Origin of the sequence: Micromonospora sp. NPDC049049 (genome assembly GCF_040649115.1) — a bacterium.
Classification (GTDB): Bacteria; Actinomycetota; Actinomycetes; order Mycobacteriales; family Micromonosporaceae; genus Micromonospora.
The window spans coordinates 103,404-119,519 of record NZ_JBEZEX010000001.1 but is presented as its reverse complement, the minus strand read 5'-3'; the positions used below and the strand labels follow the sequence as shown (position 1 = coordinate 119,519).

Annotated in this window: 12 protein-coding genes; 4 read left to right on the top strand and 8 right to left on the bottom strand. The window is 72.5% G+C overall.

The annotated features are described in order from the left end of the window. The first annotated feature begins 27 nt into the window (after positions 1-27). Complete coding sequence (locus AB0B68_RS00535) at positions 28-738, top strand: hypothetical protein (protein ID WP_357257508.1); 711 nt, start codon at positions 28-30, stop codon at positions 736-738. Positions 739-824: 86 nt separating this feature from the next. Here the strand turns inward: AB0B68_RS00535 and folE are convergent, their stop codons facing one another. From folE to AB0B68_RS00515, 4 genes are all read right to left on the bottom strand, one after another. Continuing rightward, complete coding sequence (gene folE, locus AB0B68_RS00530) at positions 825-1,490, bottom strand: GTP cyclohydrolase I FolE (protein ID WP_091403265.1); 666 nt, start codon at positions 1,488-1,490, stop codon at positions 825-827. A 35-nt stretch (positions 1,491-1,525) separates the two neighbouring features. Beyond that, the gene (gene ftsH / locus AB0B68_RS00525) at positions 1,526-3,544 is read right to left on the bottom strand and encodes an ATP-dependent zinc metalloprotease FtsH (RefSeq protein WP_357257137.1); all 2,019 of its coding nucleotides are present in this window, start codon (positions 3,542-3,544) and stop codon (positions 1,526-1,528) included. Positions 3,545-3,948: 404 nt separating this feature from the next. Continuing rightward, entirely contained in the window at positions 3,949-4,524 is a 576-nt protein-coding gene (hpt, locus tag AB0B68_RS00520) for a hypoxanthine phosphoribosyltransferase (protein ID WP_091403272.1), read from the bottom strand. A gap of 100 nt (positions 4,525-4,624) precedes the next feature. Beyond that, positions 4,625-4,813, bottom strand: a complete 189-nt coding sequence (locus tag AB0B68_RS00515) for a hypothetical protein (protein WP_355006099.1) — start codon at positions 4,811-4,813, stop codon at positions 4,625-4,627. 99 nt (positions 4,814-4,912) lie between these two features. Here AB0B68_RS00515 and AB0B68_RS00510 point away from each other — a divergent pair, with 99 nt between their 5' ends. Next, complete coding sequence (locus AB0B68_RS00510; protein WP_357257134.1) at positions 4,913-5,875, top strand: helix-turn-helix domain-containing protein; 963 nt, start codon at positions 4,913-4,915, stop codon at positions 5,873-5,875. Positions 5,876-5,890: 15 nt separating this feature from the next. On the opposite strand, the gene tilS is transcribed toward AB0B68_RS00510, so the two are convergent. From tilS to dacB, 3 genes are all read right to left on the bottom strand, one after another. Then, complete coding sequence (gene tilS / locus AB0B68_RS00505; protein WP_357257131.1) at positions 5,891-6,883, bottom strand: tRNA lysidine(34) synthetase TilS; 993 nt, start codon at positions 6,881-6,883, stop codon at positions 5,891-5,893. A 10-nt stretch (positions 6,884-6,893) separates the two neighbouring features. Then, positions 6,894-7,964 carry a zinc-dependent metalloprotease gene (locus AB0B68_RS00500; protein ID WP_357257128.1) on the bottom strand — a complete coding sequence of 357 codons (1,071 nt, stop codon included), beginning with the start codon at positions 7,962-7,964 and terminating at the stop codon, positions 6,894-6,896. Between the two features lie 93 nt (positions 7,965-8,057). Beyond that, a complete protein-coding gene (gene dacB / locus AB0B68_RS00495) occupies positions 8,058-9,533 on the bottom strand; it encodes a D-alanyl-D-alanine carboxypeptidase/D-alanyl-D-alanine-endopeptidase (protein WP_357257506.1) in 1,476 nt (491 codons plus the stop codon). Between the two features lie 533 nt (positions 9,534-10,066). On the opposite strand from dacB, the gene AB0B68_RS00490 reads away from it, so the two are divergent. Beyond that, entirely contained in the window at positions 10,067-10,573 is a 507-nt protein-coding gene (locus AB0B68_RS00490) for an inorganic diphosphatase (RefSeq protein WP_099849144.1), read from the top strand. A 31-nt stretch (positions 10,574-10,604) separates the two neighbouring features. Here AB0B68_RS00490 and eccD read toward each other — a convergent pair whose 3' ends face one another. Continuing rightward, entirely contained in the window at positions 10,605-12,008 is a 1,404-nt protein-coding gene (eccD, locus tag AB0B68_RS00485; RefSeq protein WP_357257125.1) for a type VII secretion integral membrane protein EccD, read from the bottom strand. 101 nt (positions 12,009-12,109) lie between these two features. Between eccD and eccCa the strand changes: the two genes are divergently transcribed. Continuing rightward, positions 12,110-16,096, top strand: coding sequence for a type VII secretion protein EccCa (eccCa, locus tag AB0B68_RS00480; protein WP_357199136.1), 3,987 nt, complete (start codon positions 12,110-12,112; stop codon positions 16,094-16,096). Positions 16,097-16,116: the final 20 nt, after the last annotated feature.

Genomic DNA, 16,116 nt, shown 5'->3' with positions numbered 1-16,116 from the left:
CACGTGGAGGGTGTCGAGGTGGATTCGATCGCGGCGGTGACCGGGCCGGGGCGGCAGCGGGCAGCTGCGGCGACCGGGGACGCCACGCCGCGGGCGGTCGAGCCCAGCAATGCCTGGACGGAGTATCTTGCGGCCGCCCGCCAGCTGGACGGGGTACGCCGGGGTGCGGCTGCCGCCGCCGGTGAGCAGGCCCGGTCGACGGAGGCCGCCCGGGAGGAGTTGACGGTGCTCCGTACCGGGCTGGCGAGTCAGCAGGAACGGTTGCGCGAGTTGGGCGTACCGGCGATCTCCCTGGTGCCGTCACCGCCGGAGCTGACCGAGGCGGCCCGGTCGATGGCGGGCGGTCCGGCGGCCGTGTTGGCGGCGCTGCGGACCGCGCGTGGCTGGGCCGAGGCGGCGGACGGGGCGCTGGCCGCGCGCCGCGGGTTCCGGCCGGGGTCCTGGCCCGCGAGGGCGCGCAACCTCCTGGTGTACGGGCCGTTCGCGCTGTTGGTGCCGCTGATCCAGGTCGTGGTTCTGGCGGCGACGGGGGTGGGACCGGCCACCGTGGCGGCGTTGATCTGCGGGCTGCCGATGCCGGCGGTCGCGTTCGTCGCCGGTTGGATCGGCATTGGCAGGTTGTTTCGGGTCAGCCCCACCGAGCGGCTGGACCGTACGGTGCGTTTCGGCGCGTTGGTGTGCCTGGTGCCGGCGGTGCTGGCCACGGCCGGCCTGCTGCTGGCCCTGCTCGCTGGCTGACAGGCGGGACCCGCCCGGGCTGGTGCGGAAACGCGACGGCCGGCCGTCCCGGTTGGGGTGGCGGCCGGCCGTGGTGCGACGGGATCTCAGCGGGGGATGATCAGCGCCATCGCCTCGGCCCGCGACTTGGAGTCCGACTGCAGGATGCCGCGTACGGCCGACGTGATGGTCTTGGCACCGGACTTCTGAATGCCGCGCATCGCCATGCACATGTGTTCGCATTCGAGCACGACGACGACGCCGCGGGGCGCGAGTTTGCTCATCAGCAGGTCGGCGACCTGTGAGGTGAGCCGTTCCTGCACCTGCGGACGACGGGCGAAGACCTCGACGAGTCGGGCCAACTTGGACAGGCCGGTGATCCGCCCGTCGGGGCCCGGGATGTAGCCGATGTGCGCGCTGCCCCGGAAGGGCAGCAGGTGGTGCTCACAGAGGCTCATCACGTCGATGTCCCGGACGATGACCAGCTCTTCGTGGTTGGCCTCGAAGGTGGTGCTGAGGACCTGGGCCGGGTCGACCCGCAGGCCGGCGAAGAGTTCGGCGTACGCACGGGCGACCCGGGCCGGGGTCTGCTGGAGTCCGTCGCGGTCCGGGTCCTCGCCGACGGCGATCAGGATCTCGCGGACGGCTTTCTCGATCCGGCCGAGGTCGACAGCGTCCTCGACGGGCCGGCCGGTCAGTTTGCCGCTGATCAGCCGGGCGGCCACGTAGTCCAGCTCGTCGTCGCCGTCGGGTTCGGTCGCGGAGACGGCCAGCTCCCGGTGTGGGGAGCTGGCCGTCGGGTCGTTGCTCAGTGCGTGCCGTCCGAGTTGTTGGACGGCACCACGCCCCCAACCGACGCCTGCGCGCCGTCGGCCTGGGCCTGTGCCTTGAGCTTGTCCTTCTCCGCAGGGGTGAGCACGGGCGGCTCGGTGGAGGGCTGACGCTTGCCGAAGCCGTTGTACGGCGCCAGCGGCGGGCGCTTGACCACCCGGGAGCAGATCCGCGCCATGTCGGCCGTGGAGAGAGTTTCCTTCTCCATCAGCTCGAGCACGATGTTGTCCAGGACGTCCCGGTATTCCACCAGGATCTCCCAGGCCTCGTCGTGCGCCAGCTCGACCAGTGCCCGCATCTCGCCGTCGATCTCGGCGGCCACCGAGTCCGAGTAGTCCCGCTCGTGGCCCATGTTGCGGCCGAGGAACGGCTCGTCCCCGCTGGTGCCGTACTTGATCGCGCCGAGCTTGGAGCTCATGCCGTACTGGGTGATCATCGCGCGGGCCAGTTGGGTGGCCTTCTCGATGTCGTTGCCGGCACCGGTGGTCGGCTCGTGGAAGACCAGTTCCTCGGCAGCGCGACCGCCCAGCGCGTACGCCAGGGTGTCGATCATTTCGGCGCGGGTCTGCGTGTACTTGTCTTCGGTGGGGAGCACCAGGGTGTGGCCCAGCGAGCGGCCACGGGACAGGATCGTCACCTTGTGCACCGGCGCGGCGTGCGGCAGCGCCCAGGCGACCAACGCGTGGCCACCCTCGTGGTACGCGGTGATCTTCTTTTCGTTGTCGCTCATCACCCGGGTCCGCCGCTGCGGACCGGCGACCACCCGGTCGATCGACTCTTCGAGCGAGTCGTTGGAGATGGCGCGCTGCTCCTTGCGGGCGGTGAGCAGGGCCGACTCGTTGATCACGTTGGCCAGGTCGGCGCCGCTGAAGCCCGGCGTGCGACGGGCCACCGCGTCGAGGTCGACGTCGGGCGTGAACGGCTTGCCCTTGGCGTGCACCCGCAGGATGGCCTTGCGGCCCTCCATGTCGGGGGCGTCCACCGGGATCTGCCGGTCGAACCGGCCCGGGCGCAGCAGCGCCGGGTCGAGGATGTCCGGCCGGTTGGTGGCCGCGATCAGGATGACGCCACCCTTGGTGTCGAAGCCGTCCATCTCGACGAGCAGCTGGTTGAGCGTCTGCTCCCGCTCGTCGTGGCCGCCGCCCATGCCGGCACCACGGTGCCGGCCGACGGCGTCGATCTCGTCGACGAAGACGATCGCCGGGGCGTTCGTCTTGGCCTGCTCGAAGAGGTCACGGACCCGGCTGGCGCCGACGCCGACGAACATCTCCACGAAGTCGGAGCCGGAGATGGAGTAGAAGGGCACCCCGGCCTCGCCGGCGACCGCGCGGGCCAGCAGCGTCTTGCCGGTGCCGGGCGGGCCGAACAGCAGCACGCCCTTCGGGATCTTGGCGCCCAAGGCCTGGTACTTGGCCGGGTTCTGCAGGAAGTCCTTGATCTCGTACAGCTCTTCGACGGCCTCCTCGGAACCCGCGACGTCCGCGAAGGTCGTCTTCGGAGTGTCCTTGGTGATCATCTTGGCCTTGGACTTGCCGAAGTTGAGCACCCGGGAGCCGCCACCTTGCATCTGCGACATGAAGAACAGCAGCAGAAGCACGAGCAGCGCGATCGGCAGCAGGTTGACCAGCAGGCTCACCCAGATGCTGTCCGAGGAGACCTTGGCGTCGGCCGGGCCGGTGACCCGGTTGTTCGCCTTGGCGTCCAGCACCTCGTTCCAGACCTGGTCGCCAGCCTGGTACGGGAACTGGGCCTCGATCTTGTTGGTCTCGGTCTTGCCGAACTTGGTCTTCTGGGCCAGGTCCAGCTGGAGCGTCTGCTCCTTGTCCTGGAAGACCACCTTGTTGATCTTGGCGGTGTGCAGTTGATCGAGCGCAACGGAAGTGTCCACGCGGTGGTAGCTGGGACCACTGGTGAACAGCTGACTGAGCACAACGGCGCCGAGGATGACCAGGATGATCCAGACCACCGGTCGGCGGAAGAAACGCGTACGTTCCATACTGTTGTCGAGCGCCGGGGCGCCCGCATCCTCCTGATCGACGTCCTGACCGTCTGATGGTGTCGCCGCATTGAGCGGCGGCCGGAGCCGCCGTGCGGGCCGACTCGACCCCGAGGCGCGAAAACTACCGCGCCGCGGTCATTCGACGGTACACCGTGTACGCGAGGCGTGAGCTTGCGAGCCCCGCAGTCGTGCACCATCAAGCCGGCGTGGCGGGGAGTCCGGCTCGGCCACCCGAGCGCCCGGTCACGCGATCGAGTGGGTCGAGCGCGGAGGAACCTCCGGGCCACCGTGCTACACGGTAACCGCATCAGCTGAGAGCGCGCTGAACGTCGGCTTGATGGATGCCGATACAAGTCGGGCTCATGTCGACCCGCGGGCCGTCGCGACGGGTCGGCCCGACGTCAGGAGCGGGCGTAGACCTCGGGCTTGAGCACCCCGACGTACGGCAGCTCCCGGTAGCGCTCAGCGAAGTCGAGGCCGTACCCGACCACGAACTCGGTGGGGATGTCGAAGCCGACGTACTTCACCGGTACCGGCACCTTCACCGCGTCCGGCTTGCGGAACAGGGCGACCACCTCGACACTCGCCGCCGAGCGCGACTCGAGGTAGCGCAGCAGCCAGGAGAGCGTGAGCCCGGAGTCGACGATGTCCTCGACGACGATCACGTGCCGACCGGCGATGTCCCGGTCCAGATCCTTGAGGATGCGGACCACCCCGGAGGAGGTGGTGCCCTGGCCGTAGGACGAGATGGCCATGAAGTCGAGCTCCGCCGGCGGGCCGTTGCGGCCCAGCGCCCGGGCGAAGTCCGCCATGAACATCACCGCGCCCTTGAGTACGCACACCAGCAGCAGCCCGTCGCCCACGTGGGAGTAGTCGGCGGAGACCTGCTTGGCCAGCTCCGCCGTCTTCTCGCGGATCTGCGCCTCGGAGATGATCACGTGGTCGATGTCGGCGTCGTACCAGGAGCCGTCAGCCATGACTCCTAGCCTGCCGTACGTCGGATGGCCTCCGTCGGCGGGGCCGCACCTTTTGGCGCGGTCCCGCCGAGGATTTTCTGCGCAAACAACGCTAATCACATCAGTTGGTGCGTGACCGCCAGCGGCGGCCATCGTCGCTCGGCTTCCAGTCGGCCGAATCGTGGCTGTCGACGGTGAGGCCGGCCGCCGAGGCGGTGGCGAGGAGGACGAGGAACAGGAGGATGAACAGGAACTCCATGGCGGCGCTCGCTTTCGCATGATTGCTGTCGGTTTCGCCGCCGGTGCGCACCGGACTGAGACAAGTCTGCGACCTCGCGAAGCGATCGGACAGTGGCAGGAATGCCAGTGGTCATCGATTTACTGCCACCTGTCGGGTTACCCTCGTCACATGCTGCGGTCCGTTGCCGTCCTCGCCCTCGACCAGGTCGCTCCCTTCGAGCTCGGCGTGCTCGCCGAGGTGTTCGGCACCGACCGGACAGCCGACGGTTTCCCCGCCTACCGCTTCCAGGTGTGCAGCCCGGACGGCGCTGCCGTGCGTACCTCGTCCGGCTTCCACCTCACCCCACACGCCGACCTCGGCCCGGTCGATGAGGCCGACCTGGTGGCCATCCCCGCGCACAGCCAGGGCACCACGGTCCCCGGCCCGGTGCTCGACGCGCTCCGCCGGGCCGATGCCCGCGGAGCGCACCTGTTCAGCGTCTGCTCCGGAGCCTTCCTGCTCGGCGAGGCCGGGCTGCTCGACGACCGCGAGTGCACCACCCACTGGGGGTACGTCGACGAGCTGCAACGCCGGCACCCGCGCGCCCGGGTGCGGTGCAACTCGCTCTACGTCCAGGACGGTCGGTTGCTCACCAGCGCAGGCACGGCGGCCGGAATCGACGCCTGCCTGCACCTGATCCGCCAGGAGCACGGCTCGGCCACCGCGACCCGGCTGGCCCGGCGGATGGTGGTCCCGCCGCACCGCGACGGCGGCCAGTCCCAGTACGTCGAGGCGCCCATCCCGAAGGCGCCCGAAGCACCCACCCTCGAACCGGTGCTGGAGTGGCTGATGGGCCACCTGGACCGGACGATCACAGTGGAGGAGTTGGCCGCCCGCGCCGGCATGGCACCCCGCACGTTCGCCCGCCGGTTCCGCGCCGAGACCGGCACCACCCCGCACGACTGGCTCACCAACCAGCGCGTGCTGCTCGCCCGGCGGCTGCTGGAGGAGACCCCGTTGAGCGTGGAGGCGGTCGCCGACCAGTCCGGCTTCGGCGACGCGGCCGCGTTGCGCCACCACTTCAGTCGCCGGGTCGGTGCCACCCCACACAGTTACCGGACCACCTTCCGGGACCGGGCACACAGCGGCTGAGACCGGCCGGTCAGGTCAGGCGGGGCGCACCGATGCCAGCCGGCCGTCGCGGCGGACCACCCGTACACCGCCGGGCAGGTCGGTCGGGCCCTGACCGTGCCAATCGGTCACCAGGGCGTCCAGAGCGGCCACGTGCCGCTGCGACAGGGCGCCGGGCAGCGCGCCCAACTCGCGGGCCCAGGAGTGCAGCACCCGGCCGCGTACGGCGGGAACCAGGCCGAGCAGCGCCGGTACGGACAGCCCTCCGTCGGGGCACCGGGCCGCCGCCAGAGCCGTCCCCGCCAACTCGTCGAGCGCGGCGTTGTCGGCGGCCACCAGCCGGGCGGTACGCGCCAGGTTGTCCACCACACCTGGCCCGAGCGCCCGCACCAGCGCCGGCAGCAGGTCGCCCCGCACCCTCGACCGGGCGTACGACGGGTCGCTGTTGTGCGGGTCCTGCCACGGGCTCAGCCCGAGGACGGCGCAGGCGGCGCGGGTCTGGTCCCGACCGATCTCCAGCAGCGGACGCAGCAGTGGCACCCCGCCCAGGTCGCGGCGGGCGGGCATTCCGGCCAGCCCGCGTGGGCCGGCGCCCCGGGCGAGCGCGAGGAGCACCGTCTCCGCCTGGTCGTCACGGGTGTGCCCGGTGAGCACCGCGACGGCGTTCTGTTGCCGGGCCGCCTCGGTCAGCGCCTGGTAGCGGGCCTCGCGGGCGGCCGCCTCCGGCCCGCCGGGACGCCCGGCCACCTCCACCCGGGCCACAGTCGTCGACACGAACCCGACCCCTCGCCCCCAGATGGCCACCGCCTCGGCACGCTCCGCGGAGCCGTCCTGCAAGCCGTGGTCGACGGTGACGAGCCCCGCGGCGCGGCCCAGCCGTGGCGCCACGAAGGCGGTGGCCGCCGCGAGCGCGAGCGAGTCGGCACCACCGGAGCAGGCGACCAGCACCGGCCCGCCGGACGGCAGACCCGTCAGTGCGCGGCGGACCGCCACCCGGATCGCGGCCACCGGCGGAGCGAGCGCGGCCACCGGCGGGTGGTCAGCCAGCGGCCGGGATGGTGCCGGCCGGGCCGTGCACCCGGGCAACCCAGGCGTCCGGGTCACCCAACTCCGACAGCCGAGGCAGAGTCAGCGGCGAGTTGAAGATCGAGTTGAAGCCGTCCATGCCGACGCGTTCCACCACCCCGTGCACAAACTTGCGCCCCTCGGCGTACTGGCGCATCTTGACGTCCACGCCGAGCAGCCGGCGGATCGCCTTCTCCAGCGGGTTGCCCGCCTCCCGGCGTCGGTTGAACGACGCCCGGATCCGCTCCACGCTCGGGATCACCTGCGGGCCGACGCCGTCCATCACGAACTCGGCGTGCCCCTCCAGCAGGGTCATCAACGCGGTGAGCCGGTCCAGTACGGCCCGCTGCGCCGGGGTCTGCACGATGTCCAGCACGCTGGTGCGGCTCTCCGGATTACGGACCGCGTCGGACAACGTGGCCACCCCGCGCCGCAACCGCTCGACCAGGTGCTCGCTTCCGCTGGACGAGGCGTCGACGAACGCCTGCACCTCGCTGAGGAAATAGGCCCGCATCCACGGCACGGCCGTGAACTGGGTGCGGTGGGTGACCTCGTGCAGACACACCCAGAGCCGGAAGTCCCGAGGGTCGGCGCCGAGCTTGCGCTCCACCTCGACGATGTTCGGCGCGACCAGCAGCAGCTGGCCCGGGTCGGCCGAGAAGACCTCGTACTGGCCGAGCACCCGGCCGGAGAGGTAGGCCAGCACCGTCCCGGCCTGTACCCCGGTGAGCCGGGAACCGATCGCCTCGGTCAACGCGCCCGGTTGCTTGTCGCCGGAGAGCCGACTCACCAGCGGTGTGATCACCTCGCGGAGACCGGCGATGTTGGTCGCGGCCCAGTCGCGGCGGTCGACCACCCGGACCGGCGGATGCGACACCTGCGCCCGCAACCCCGTGTAGTCGGCCACGTGCCCGGCCGCCTCGTCGGTCAGCCGACGCAGGTCGCCGACCACGTCGGTGGCTTCCGCGTACGACACGCGGGGGCCAGACTTGCTCAACGCCCCCGCGGTGGCGGCGGCCAGATCCCAGTCCACGAACTGCGCCATGAACCCACCGTACCCGCGCCGCGACACCCCGGCCCGGGCTCGCGCCCTCGATCGACGCCGATGGCGACCGCGTCGCCCCCGAACCGGCGACGGTCAGCCGCAGCCGCAACCGGCCAACGCGGCGGCGATCCGGTCCAGTGCCGGCTGGGCGGTGTCCCGGTCCCCCGGCACCTTGTCGGTGAGCACCGCGAAGGTCAACAGCCGACCGTCGGCGGTGGTGACCAGGCCCGCGACGGAGTGCACGCCGGTCAGGGTGCCGGTCTTGGCCCGGACGCTGCCCGCGCCCGCAGCGGTGCCGGCGGCGGTGCGGTAGCGCTCGTTCAGGGTCCCGGACCAGCCGCCAACCGGCAGACCACCGAAGACGCCGGCCAGCTCCGGATGGTCCGGACTGGCGGCCAGGCGGATCAGATCGGTCAGCAGCGACGGGCTGATCCGGTTGAGCCGGGACAGGCCGCTGCCGTCGGAGACGCTGATCTCGTCAGCGGGCAGGCCAAGCTCCGCCACCTCGGCGTCCATGGCGGCGGCGCCGCCGTCGAACGAGGCGGGTTGACCGCGGGCCAACGCGACCTGCCGGGCGAGAGCCTCGGCCACCAGGTTGTCACTCTCGCTGATCATGACGTCGACCAGCCTGATCAGCGGCGGGGACTGCACCACGCCCAGTTCGGTGCCCGGTGCCGGGCTGGCACCGGCCGCCGCCTGGGGCGGGGCCGCGCCCCGCTTCACGGAGTCGGTCGGCACCCCGAGCAACCGGGCGAACGCCCTGCCGGCGGCCAGGTCCGGCTCGGCGAACCGCGGGGCGGACCCGTGCTCGACGCCCGGGTCGGTACGCGCACCGTCGGTCATCAGCGCGGTCACCGCACCCCCCGAACCGCCGGTGGGGATGTCGTCGTCCCAGCCGGGGCCGTAGACCGGGCCGGAGTAGACCGAACCGTCGACCGTGACACTGGTCGGGGGCGTGCCGCCGAGCGCGGTACGCACCTGGGCGGCCAGATCGTCGAGGCGGGCCGCGCCCGGGTAGTAACCCTTCTTGTTGATCGCGAGGGTCGGGTCACCACCCCCGATGATCACCACCTCGCCGGCCTTCGCGCCGGCCACGGCACGGGTAGGAATCCGGTAGCCGGGCCCCCGGGCCGCCAGCACCGTCACCGCGGTCGCCAGCTTCGTCACCGAGGCGGGCACTGTGCCGTCGTCCGCCCCCTTGGCGAACAACGTCTGACCGGTGATCACGTCGGCGACCGAGACGTTCACCCGGTCGCCCAGGGCGGCGACGCCGACCAGTGGATCGAGCACGGCCCGAACCCCGTCCGGGGTGGGCACCGGGGCGTTCGAATCCGGGCCGCTCAGCACGTCCGACGGGGCGGGTTCCGGAGTCACGCCGACCGCGTTCGGCCCGGACCCGGCATCGTCGCCCAGCCACCCGGCGACCGGGCCGGGACGGGTGATCACGACTCCGACGCTGGCGAGCACCAGCAGGAGCACGGCGGCCAGCACCACCGGCAGCCGTCTCCGGCGGCGCGGCGCGGCGGGTGCGGGCGCTGGCGCTGGCGCGGCGTCGGCGGGTGCCGGCAACGCGGAGATCGGCGGCCCCACCGGGGGGACCTCACCTGGGTCGGGGGCGGTCGGCCCGGGACCGAACGACGGGCTGACCGGCGCAGGGCTCACCGGGACCGTGGCACTGCCGCGTGGCGGGCCGCTCACCGGTTGGTCTCCGCCGGCTACCGGGAAGCGACCCGCGTTCGGAGCGGGCGATGCCGGCCCCACCGGTGGGCTCCAGGGCAGCGGCGGGGGCCGCTCAGGCACCGTCTCCGGTGCCGGGGTCGTTACTTCGGGAGCCCGTGGGAGGTGCGCCTCCGGCACCGGGACCCGCCCCTTGGCACTGCCGGAGCCGGATCGTCCGGTACCGTGCGCGGAGCCCCCATCCGGGCGGTAGTGTGAATCTTCCCTCCCCACGACCCCCTCCTCCCCCAGCGAAAATCGGCTTGGGTGACACTACTTCGGTCCGAAGACTATGCGGCGGCCGGAGTCGGCGGGTGGGCATTCACCTGTCCGGAGGGCCGCCAGTGGTTCCGTTAGCCAGCGTGGGCAGACGAGGGAGCGTGCAGATGGATTTCGACGTGACGGTTGAGATCCCCAAAGGTCACCGGAACAAGTACGAGGTGGACCACAAGACCGGCCGGATCCGGTTGGACCGCACCCTCTTCACCTCCACCCAGTACCCGGCCGACTACGGGTTCATCGAGGGCACCCTGGGTGAGGACGGCGACCCGCTGGACGCCCTCGTGCTGGTCCCCGAGCCGACCTTCCCGGGCTGCCTGATCCGCTGCCGCACCATCGGCATGTTCCGGATGACCGACGAGAAGGGCGGGGACGACAAGGTCCTCTGCGTGCCCTACGAGGACCCTCGCCAGGAGCACCTGCGCGACATCCACCACCTGGGCGAGTTCGACCGCCTGGAGATCCAGCACTTCTTCGAGGTTTACAAGGACCTGGAGCCCGGCAAGTCGGTGGAGGGCGCGACCTGGGTCGGCCGTACCGAGGCCGAGGCCGAGATCCACGCCTCCTACAAGCGGGCCCGCGACGCCGAGGCGCGCGGCGAATCCATGCACTGACGAACGCTGACGCACAGGGCCCGAGGGTCGCTCAACCGAGCAACCCTCGGGCCCTGTCGTACAGGTCGAGCACCGCGCAGGCGATCGGCACCACGGCGACCACCAGGGCCGTGTCGGTGAGGTCCGCGACCCTCCCGAGGTACGGCGAGACCGGCCGGCGGGCGTACCCGGTGCCGCTGGCGACCGCCACCAGGGCCAGCGCCGCCCCGCCCAGAACCAACACCAGTCGCCCGGTCTCGTCGGCCCGACCGACCAGCACGGCACCCAGCGCCGCGTAGCCGGCCAGCCCGGCGAGCACCGTCGGCACCCGGTGTCGCAGCGCCACGAACAGCCGCGACCGCAGCAGCAGCACAGCCGAGGTGACCGCCACCAGCACCCGGCCCGCCGTGCCACCGGCGACCACGAGGACGACCGCTGTGGCCACCACCAGCAGCGCGTGGCCGATGAGCATCCCGGTGAGCATCTCCTCGGTGCGGATCACCGCCGCGAGCACCCGGCCCCGGTCCGGCAGATCCCGGACCCGCTCCGGCTCCTCGGCGGGGGTGGCGGCCGGCAGGGTGATCGGCGGCAGCGGCAGCTTGCCCAGCCGGATGGCCAGCAGCGGGATGACGCCGACGGCGAAGACCAGTGCGCTGAGCAGCACCGCCGCCGTACCGGCAGTGGTCGTCAGCAGCCCACCGAGCGCGGCCCCCGCGCCGATCAGGCCGACAGTGACGCCGGCCACGAAGACCCGTAGCCGACTGGCCACTCCGAGGAGACCGATCAACGCCACCAGCAGCAGCGCGACCGAGCCGGCCAGCAGTTCGGGAGCGCCCACCCAGCGGGCCGGCCCGATCGGCCCGACCGGATCACCGGAGCCGACGGCCAGGGCACCGGCCGTGAACGCGTAGGGCAGCGCGTAGCCGCCGAGCGTCGCCCCGGCGGTGCCGTCGCCGTTGGCGCGGGAGGCCACAGTGCCGGCCACGGTGAGCACCAGCGCCACCGCGGCGGCCGCCAGCCAGCCGGCCCGGTGCGTCGGACCGCCGGCGAGCAGCGCGAGCAGTCCGACCGCGAGCGGTACGGCGGCACCCGCCAGACCGGCTGCCCGGGTGGCGGTCGGCGACCAGGCGCCGCCGCGGCGGCGAGCACCGTCGGCGATGGCCTCGATGACGTCGTCGTACTCCAACTCGGGCCAGTGCGCGCGGGCCGGCACGAGGTGCAGCACCTCACCGTCGCGGACCCCCTGCGGCAGCAGCGCCTGTGCGGTCACCAGCAGCGCCCCGTCGGTGCGGCGGAGGACCCAACCGCCGTGCTGCTCGCCGTCGTCGGCGAGCCCGACACCGGCGTGCCGGAGCACGTCGGGCAGCAGCTCAGCCAGGGGCACCTGCTCCGGCAGGGCGACGTCCACCCGTCGTTGCGGCGCGCTGATGGTGACGCGTGCCAGCCCGGTAGTCATCGACTGGTCTCCATATCGACTGGGATCGGAGGCTGCGCGGACGACAGGACTTTACCTACCATGAGCCAGGCTCGGGTTACCCAGCGCTGTCAGGAGGCCGAGTGTCCACCGTCGTCATCAAGCGCCCACCGCGCCGACCAGCGCCGGAGATTCCCGCCGGTGAGCTGTCGGTCGACGCGCCACCGGAGATCCCCGTGGTGACCGGCGGGCGGTGGCAGCAGATGCTCATGCTGCTGCCCATGCTCGGCGGCACCGTGGCGATGGCGATGATGTTCGGCCGGGGCGGCGGGGCCTACTCGTACGTGGTGGGCGGCATGTTCGGGCTCTCCTCGTTGGCGATGCTGGTGACGTCCTGGGGCAGCGCCTCCGGCACCCCGAAGAAGTCCGAGATGATGGCCGCCCGCAGGGAGTACCTGCGCCACCTGGCCACACTGCGGCGACGGGTACGGCGCACCGCGGGCCAGCAACGGGCCGGGCTCTACTACCGGCACCCGGATCCGGGCCGGCTGTGGTCGACGGTGGACAGCCACCGGGTCTGGGAACGTCGCCCCGCCGACCCCGATTTCGCTGTGGTGCGGGTCGCTGTCGGGCCGCAGACCCTGGCCACCCCACTGGTCCCACCGGTCACCCGGCCGCTGGAGGAGCTCGAGCCGATGACCGCCGGCGCGCTGCGCCGCTTCCTGGACGCGTACTCAGTGGTGCCTGACCTGCCGGTGGCGCTGTCGCTGCGCAGCTTCGCCCGGGTGCACGTGCGTTCCGCCGCCCGTGGCCGGACCGCGACCGCCCCGACCACCGGCGGGCCACCCACCGGCGACCCGGCGGCGCAGGCGCTGGTCCGGGCCGTGCTGACCCAGCTGGCCGTCTTCCACGCCCCCGACGAGCTGCTCGTCGCGGTCTGTGCCGGGCCGGAGCGCCGCGCCTGCTGGGAGTGGGTGAAGTGGCTTCCGCACGCCCACCATCCCGGCCGCGCCGACGCGCTCGGCCCGGTACGCCTGGTCACCAGCTCGGCCGCCGAGTTGGAGTCGCTGCTGGCAGACGTCCTGGCCACCCGGTCCCGGTTCAGCCCGGCCGGCCCGGCCACCGACGGCCAGCACGTGGTGGTGGTCCTCGACGGCGGCGACCTGACCGGTGCCAGTGACCTGACCGGCGACGGCGGCATCGACGCGGTCACCGTGCTGGACCTGGACACCCCGCCGCCCCGACTGCTGGACCGGTACGCGCTGCTGCTGGAGTTGCACGGCCGGCGGCTGCACTCGCGGTCGTCCGACGGGCACGCCGAGGTGGGCACCGCCGACCAGCTGGACCTGGCCGACGCCGAGGCGGTCGCCCGACGGTTGGCACCGCTGCGGCTCGCCGGCGCGGCCCGCGGGCCGGACTCCCCACTCCAGGCCGACCTGGGCCTCCCCGAGCTGCTCGGCCTCGGTGACCCGGAGAGCTTCAGCGCGGAACAGGGCTGGTTGCCGCGCTCGGCACGGGACCGGTTGCGGGTGCCGATCGGTGTGGGCGCGGACGGCGGCGCCATCGAGCTGGACCTCAAGGAGTCCGCCCAGGACGGCATGGGCCCGCACGGCCTGCTCATCGGGGCGACCGGCTCCGGCAAGTCCGAGCTGCTCCGCACGCTGGTGCTGGGGCTCGCCGCCACGCACAGCTCCGAGCAGCTCAACTTCGTGCTCGTCGACTTCAAGGGTGGCGCCACCTTCACCTCGTTCGACCGGCTGCCGCACACCGCGGCCGTGATCACCAACCTGGCCGACGCGTTGCCCCTTGTCGATCGCATGGTGGACGCGATCAACGGGGAGTTGGTCCGCCGCCAGGAGCTGCTGCGGAGGGCGGGCAACTTCGCCAGCGTGCGCGACTACGAGCGGGCCCGGGCGGCCGGCAGTCCCCTCGCCCCGCTGCCGTCGTTGCTGCTGATCTGCGACGAATTCTCGGAGCTGCTCTCCGCCAAGCCCGACTTCATCGACCTCTTCGTGCAGATCGGACGGCTGGGTCGGTCGCTCGGCGTGCACCTGCTGCTCGCCAGCCAGCGCCTGGAGGAGGGCCGGCTCCGTGGGTTGGACACCCACCTCTCGTACCGGATCGGGTTGCGCACCTTCTCGGCGCTGGAGTCCCGGACGGTGCTCGGCGTGGCGGACGCGCACGAGCTGCCCCGCTCACCGGGCCACGGCTACCTGCGTGCCGGCACCGACCCGCTGGCCCGCTTCAAGGCCGCGTACGTCTCCGGTGCCGTCCGCCGTCGGGCCGCGCCGGGCGGCGTCGCCACCGAGGGAGGCGCGCGGCTGCTCACCTTCACCACCCACGTCGTACCGGTACCCGAGCCGGCGACCCCGGCCCTGCCCGTCGTGGCGGAGGAGGAGGGCACCAGGACGCTGCTCGACCTGCTGGTGGACCGGCTCGTCGGGCAGGGCCCGCCGGCGCACCAGGTCTGGCTTCCGCCGCTCGGCCAGCCGCCCGCCCTGGACGAGCTGCTCGGTCCGGTGGAGGTGCACCCGAAACGCGGGCTGACAGTGGGCAACCCTGAGCTGCACGGGGCACTCGGTGTGCCGATGGCGGTGGTGGACAAACCATTGGAGCAGCGCCGGGACCTGCTCTGGCTGGCGCTGGACGGCGCTGCAGGCCACGTCGCGGTGGTCGGCGCGCCGCAGAGCGGCAAGTCCACCGCCCTGCGCACGCTGATCTGCGCGCTGGCGCTCACCCACACACCGGCCGAGGTGCAGGTCTACTGTCTCGACTTCGGCGGCGGCGGGTTGGCCGCGCTGCGCGACCTTCCGCACGTCGGCGGGGTGACCGGCCGCGCCGACCCGACCGCCGTACGACGCACCGTCGGCGAGATGACCACCCTGCTGGTCGACCGGGAACGCCGCTTCGCCGAGCTGGGCGTGGAGTCGATGGCCGCGTACCGGCAGCGTCGAGCGGCAGCGGGGACCGGGGGCCAGCCGGGCACCGACCCGTACGGCGACGTGTTCCTGGTGATCGACGGGTGGACCACCATCCGCGGCGAGTACGACGACCTGGAGCCACTCGTCACCGACCTGGCCACCCGGGGCCTGTCGTACGGGCTGCACGTGGTCGCCACCGGGCTGCGCTGGCTGGATTTCCGCCCGGCGATCCGGGACCTGTTCGGCTCCCGGCTGGAGCTGCGCCTCGGTGACCCGGCCGACTCGTTGGTGGCCCGGCGTGCGGCCGCCAACGTGCCGGAGCGCTCCGGCCGAGGGGTGACCGCTGAGGGCCTGCACTTCCTCACCGCGCTGCCGCAGCTCGGCACCGACGGCGGAGACACCGCCGACCTGGTCAAGAGGGCCGCCGACGGGTGGGCGGGTGCTCGGGCGCCCCGGGTGCGGCTGCTCCCGCCGGTGCTGCCGTACGCCGATCTGGGCCTCACCTCGACGACCGGGCTGCGGTTGCCGATCGGGATCGCGGAGGCGGACCTGCGCCCGGTGTCGATCGACTTCGCCACCGAGCCGCACTTCGTGGTCTTCGGGGACTCGGAGTGCGGCAAGTCGTCGTTCCTGCGCGCGCTGGCCACGTCGATCATCACCCGGTTCACTCCCGAGCAGGCCCGGGTGATCCTCGTCGACTACCGGCGCAGCCTGCTCGGTGCCATCGAGACGCCACACCTGATCGGGTACGGCACCGCGGCGGCTCACACCGCCGACCTGGTCGAGTCGGCCGCCGGGTACCTGGAGCGGCGGGCTCCCGGGCCGGAGGTCACCCCGCAGCAGTTGCGGGACCGGTCCTGGTGGTCCGGGCCGGAGCTGTTCGTGCTGGTGGACGACTACGACCTGGTGGCGGCGGGGCCGGCGAACCCGTTACGCGCACTGGAGGAGCATCTGCCGCACGCCCGGGACATCGGGCTGCACCTGGTGCTGGCCCGCCGGTCCGGTGGGGCGAGCCGGGCCCAGTACGAGCCGATCGTGCAGCGCCTGCGGGAGCTGTCCACGGCCGGCCTGGTGATGGCGGGCAGCCCCGAGGAGGGCGCACTCGTCGGGTCGGTGCGACCCGGACCGCTGCCGCCGGGGCGTGGTCGGCTGGTCACCCGACGGGAGGGCGTACGCCTTGTTCAGCTGGCACAACTGCCGCCGCAATGACCTGACTCGCCGGTTCTTCC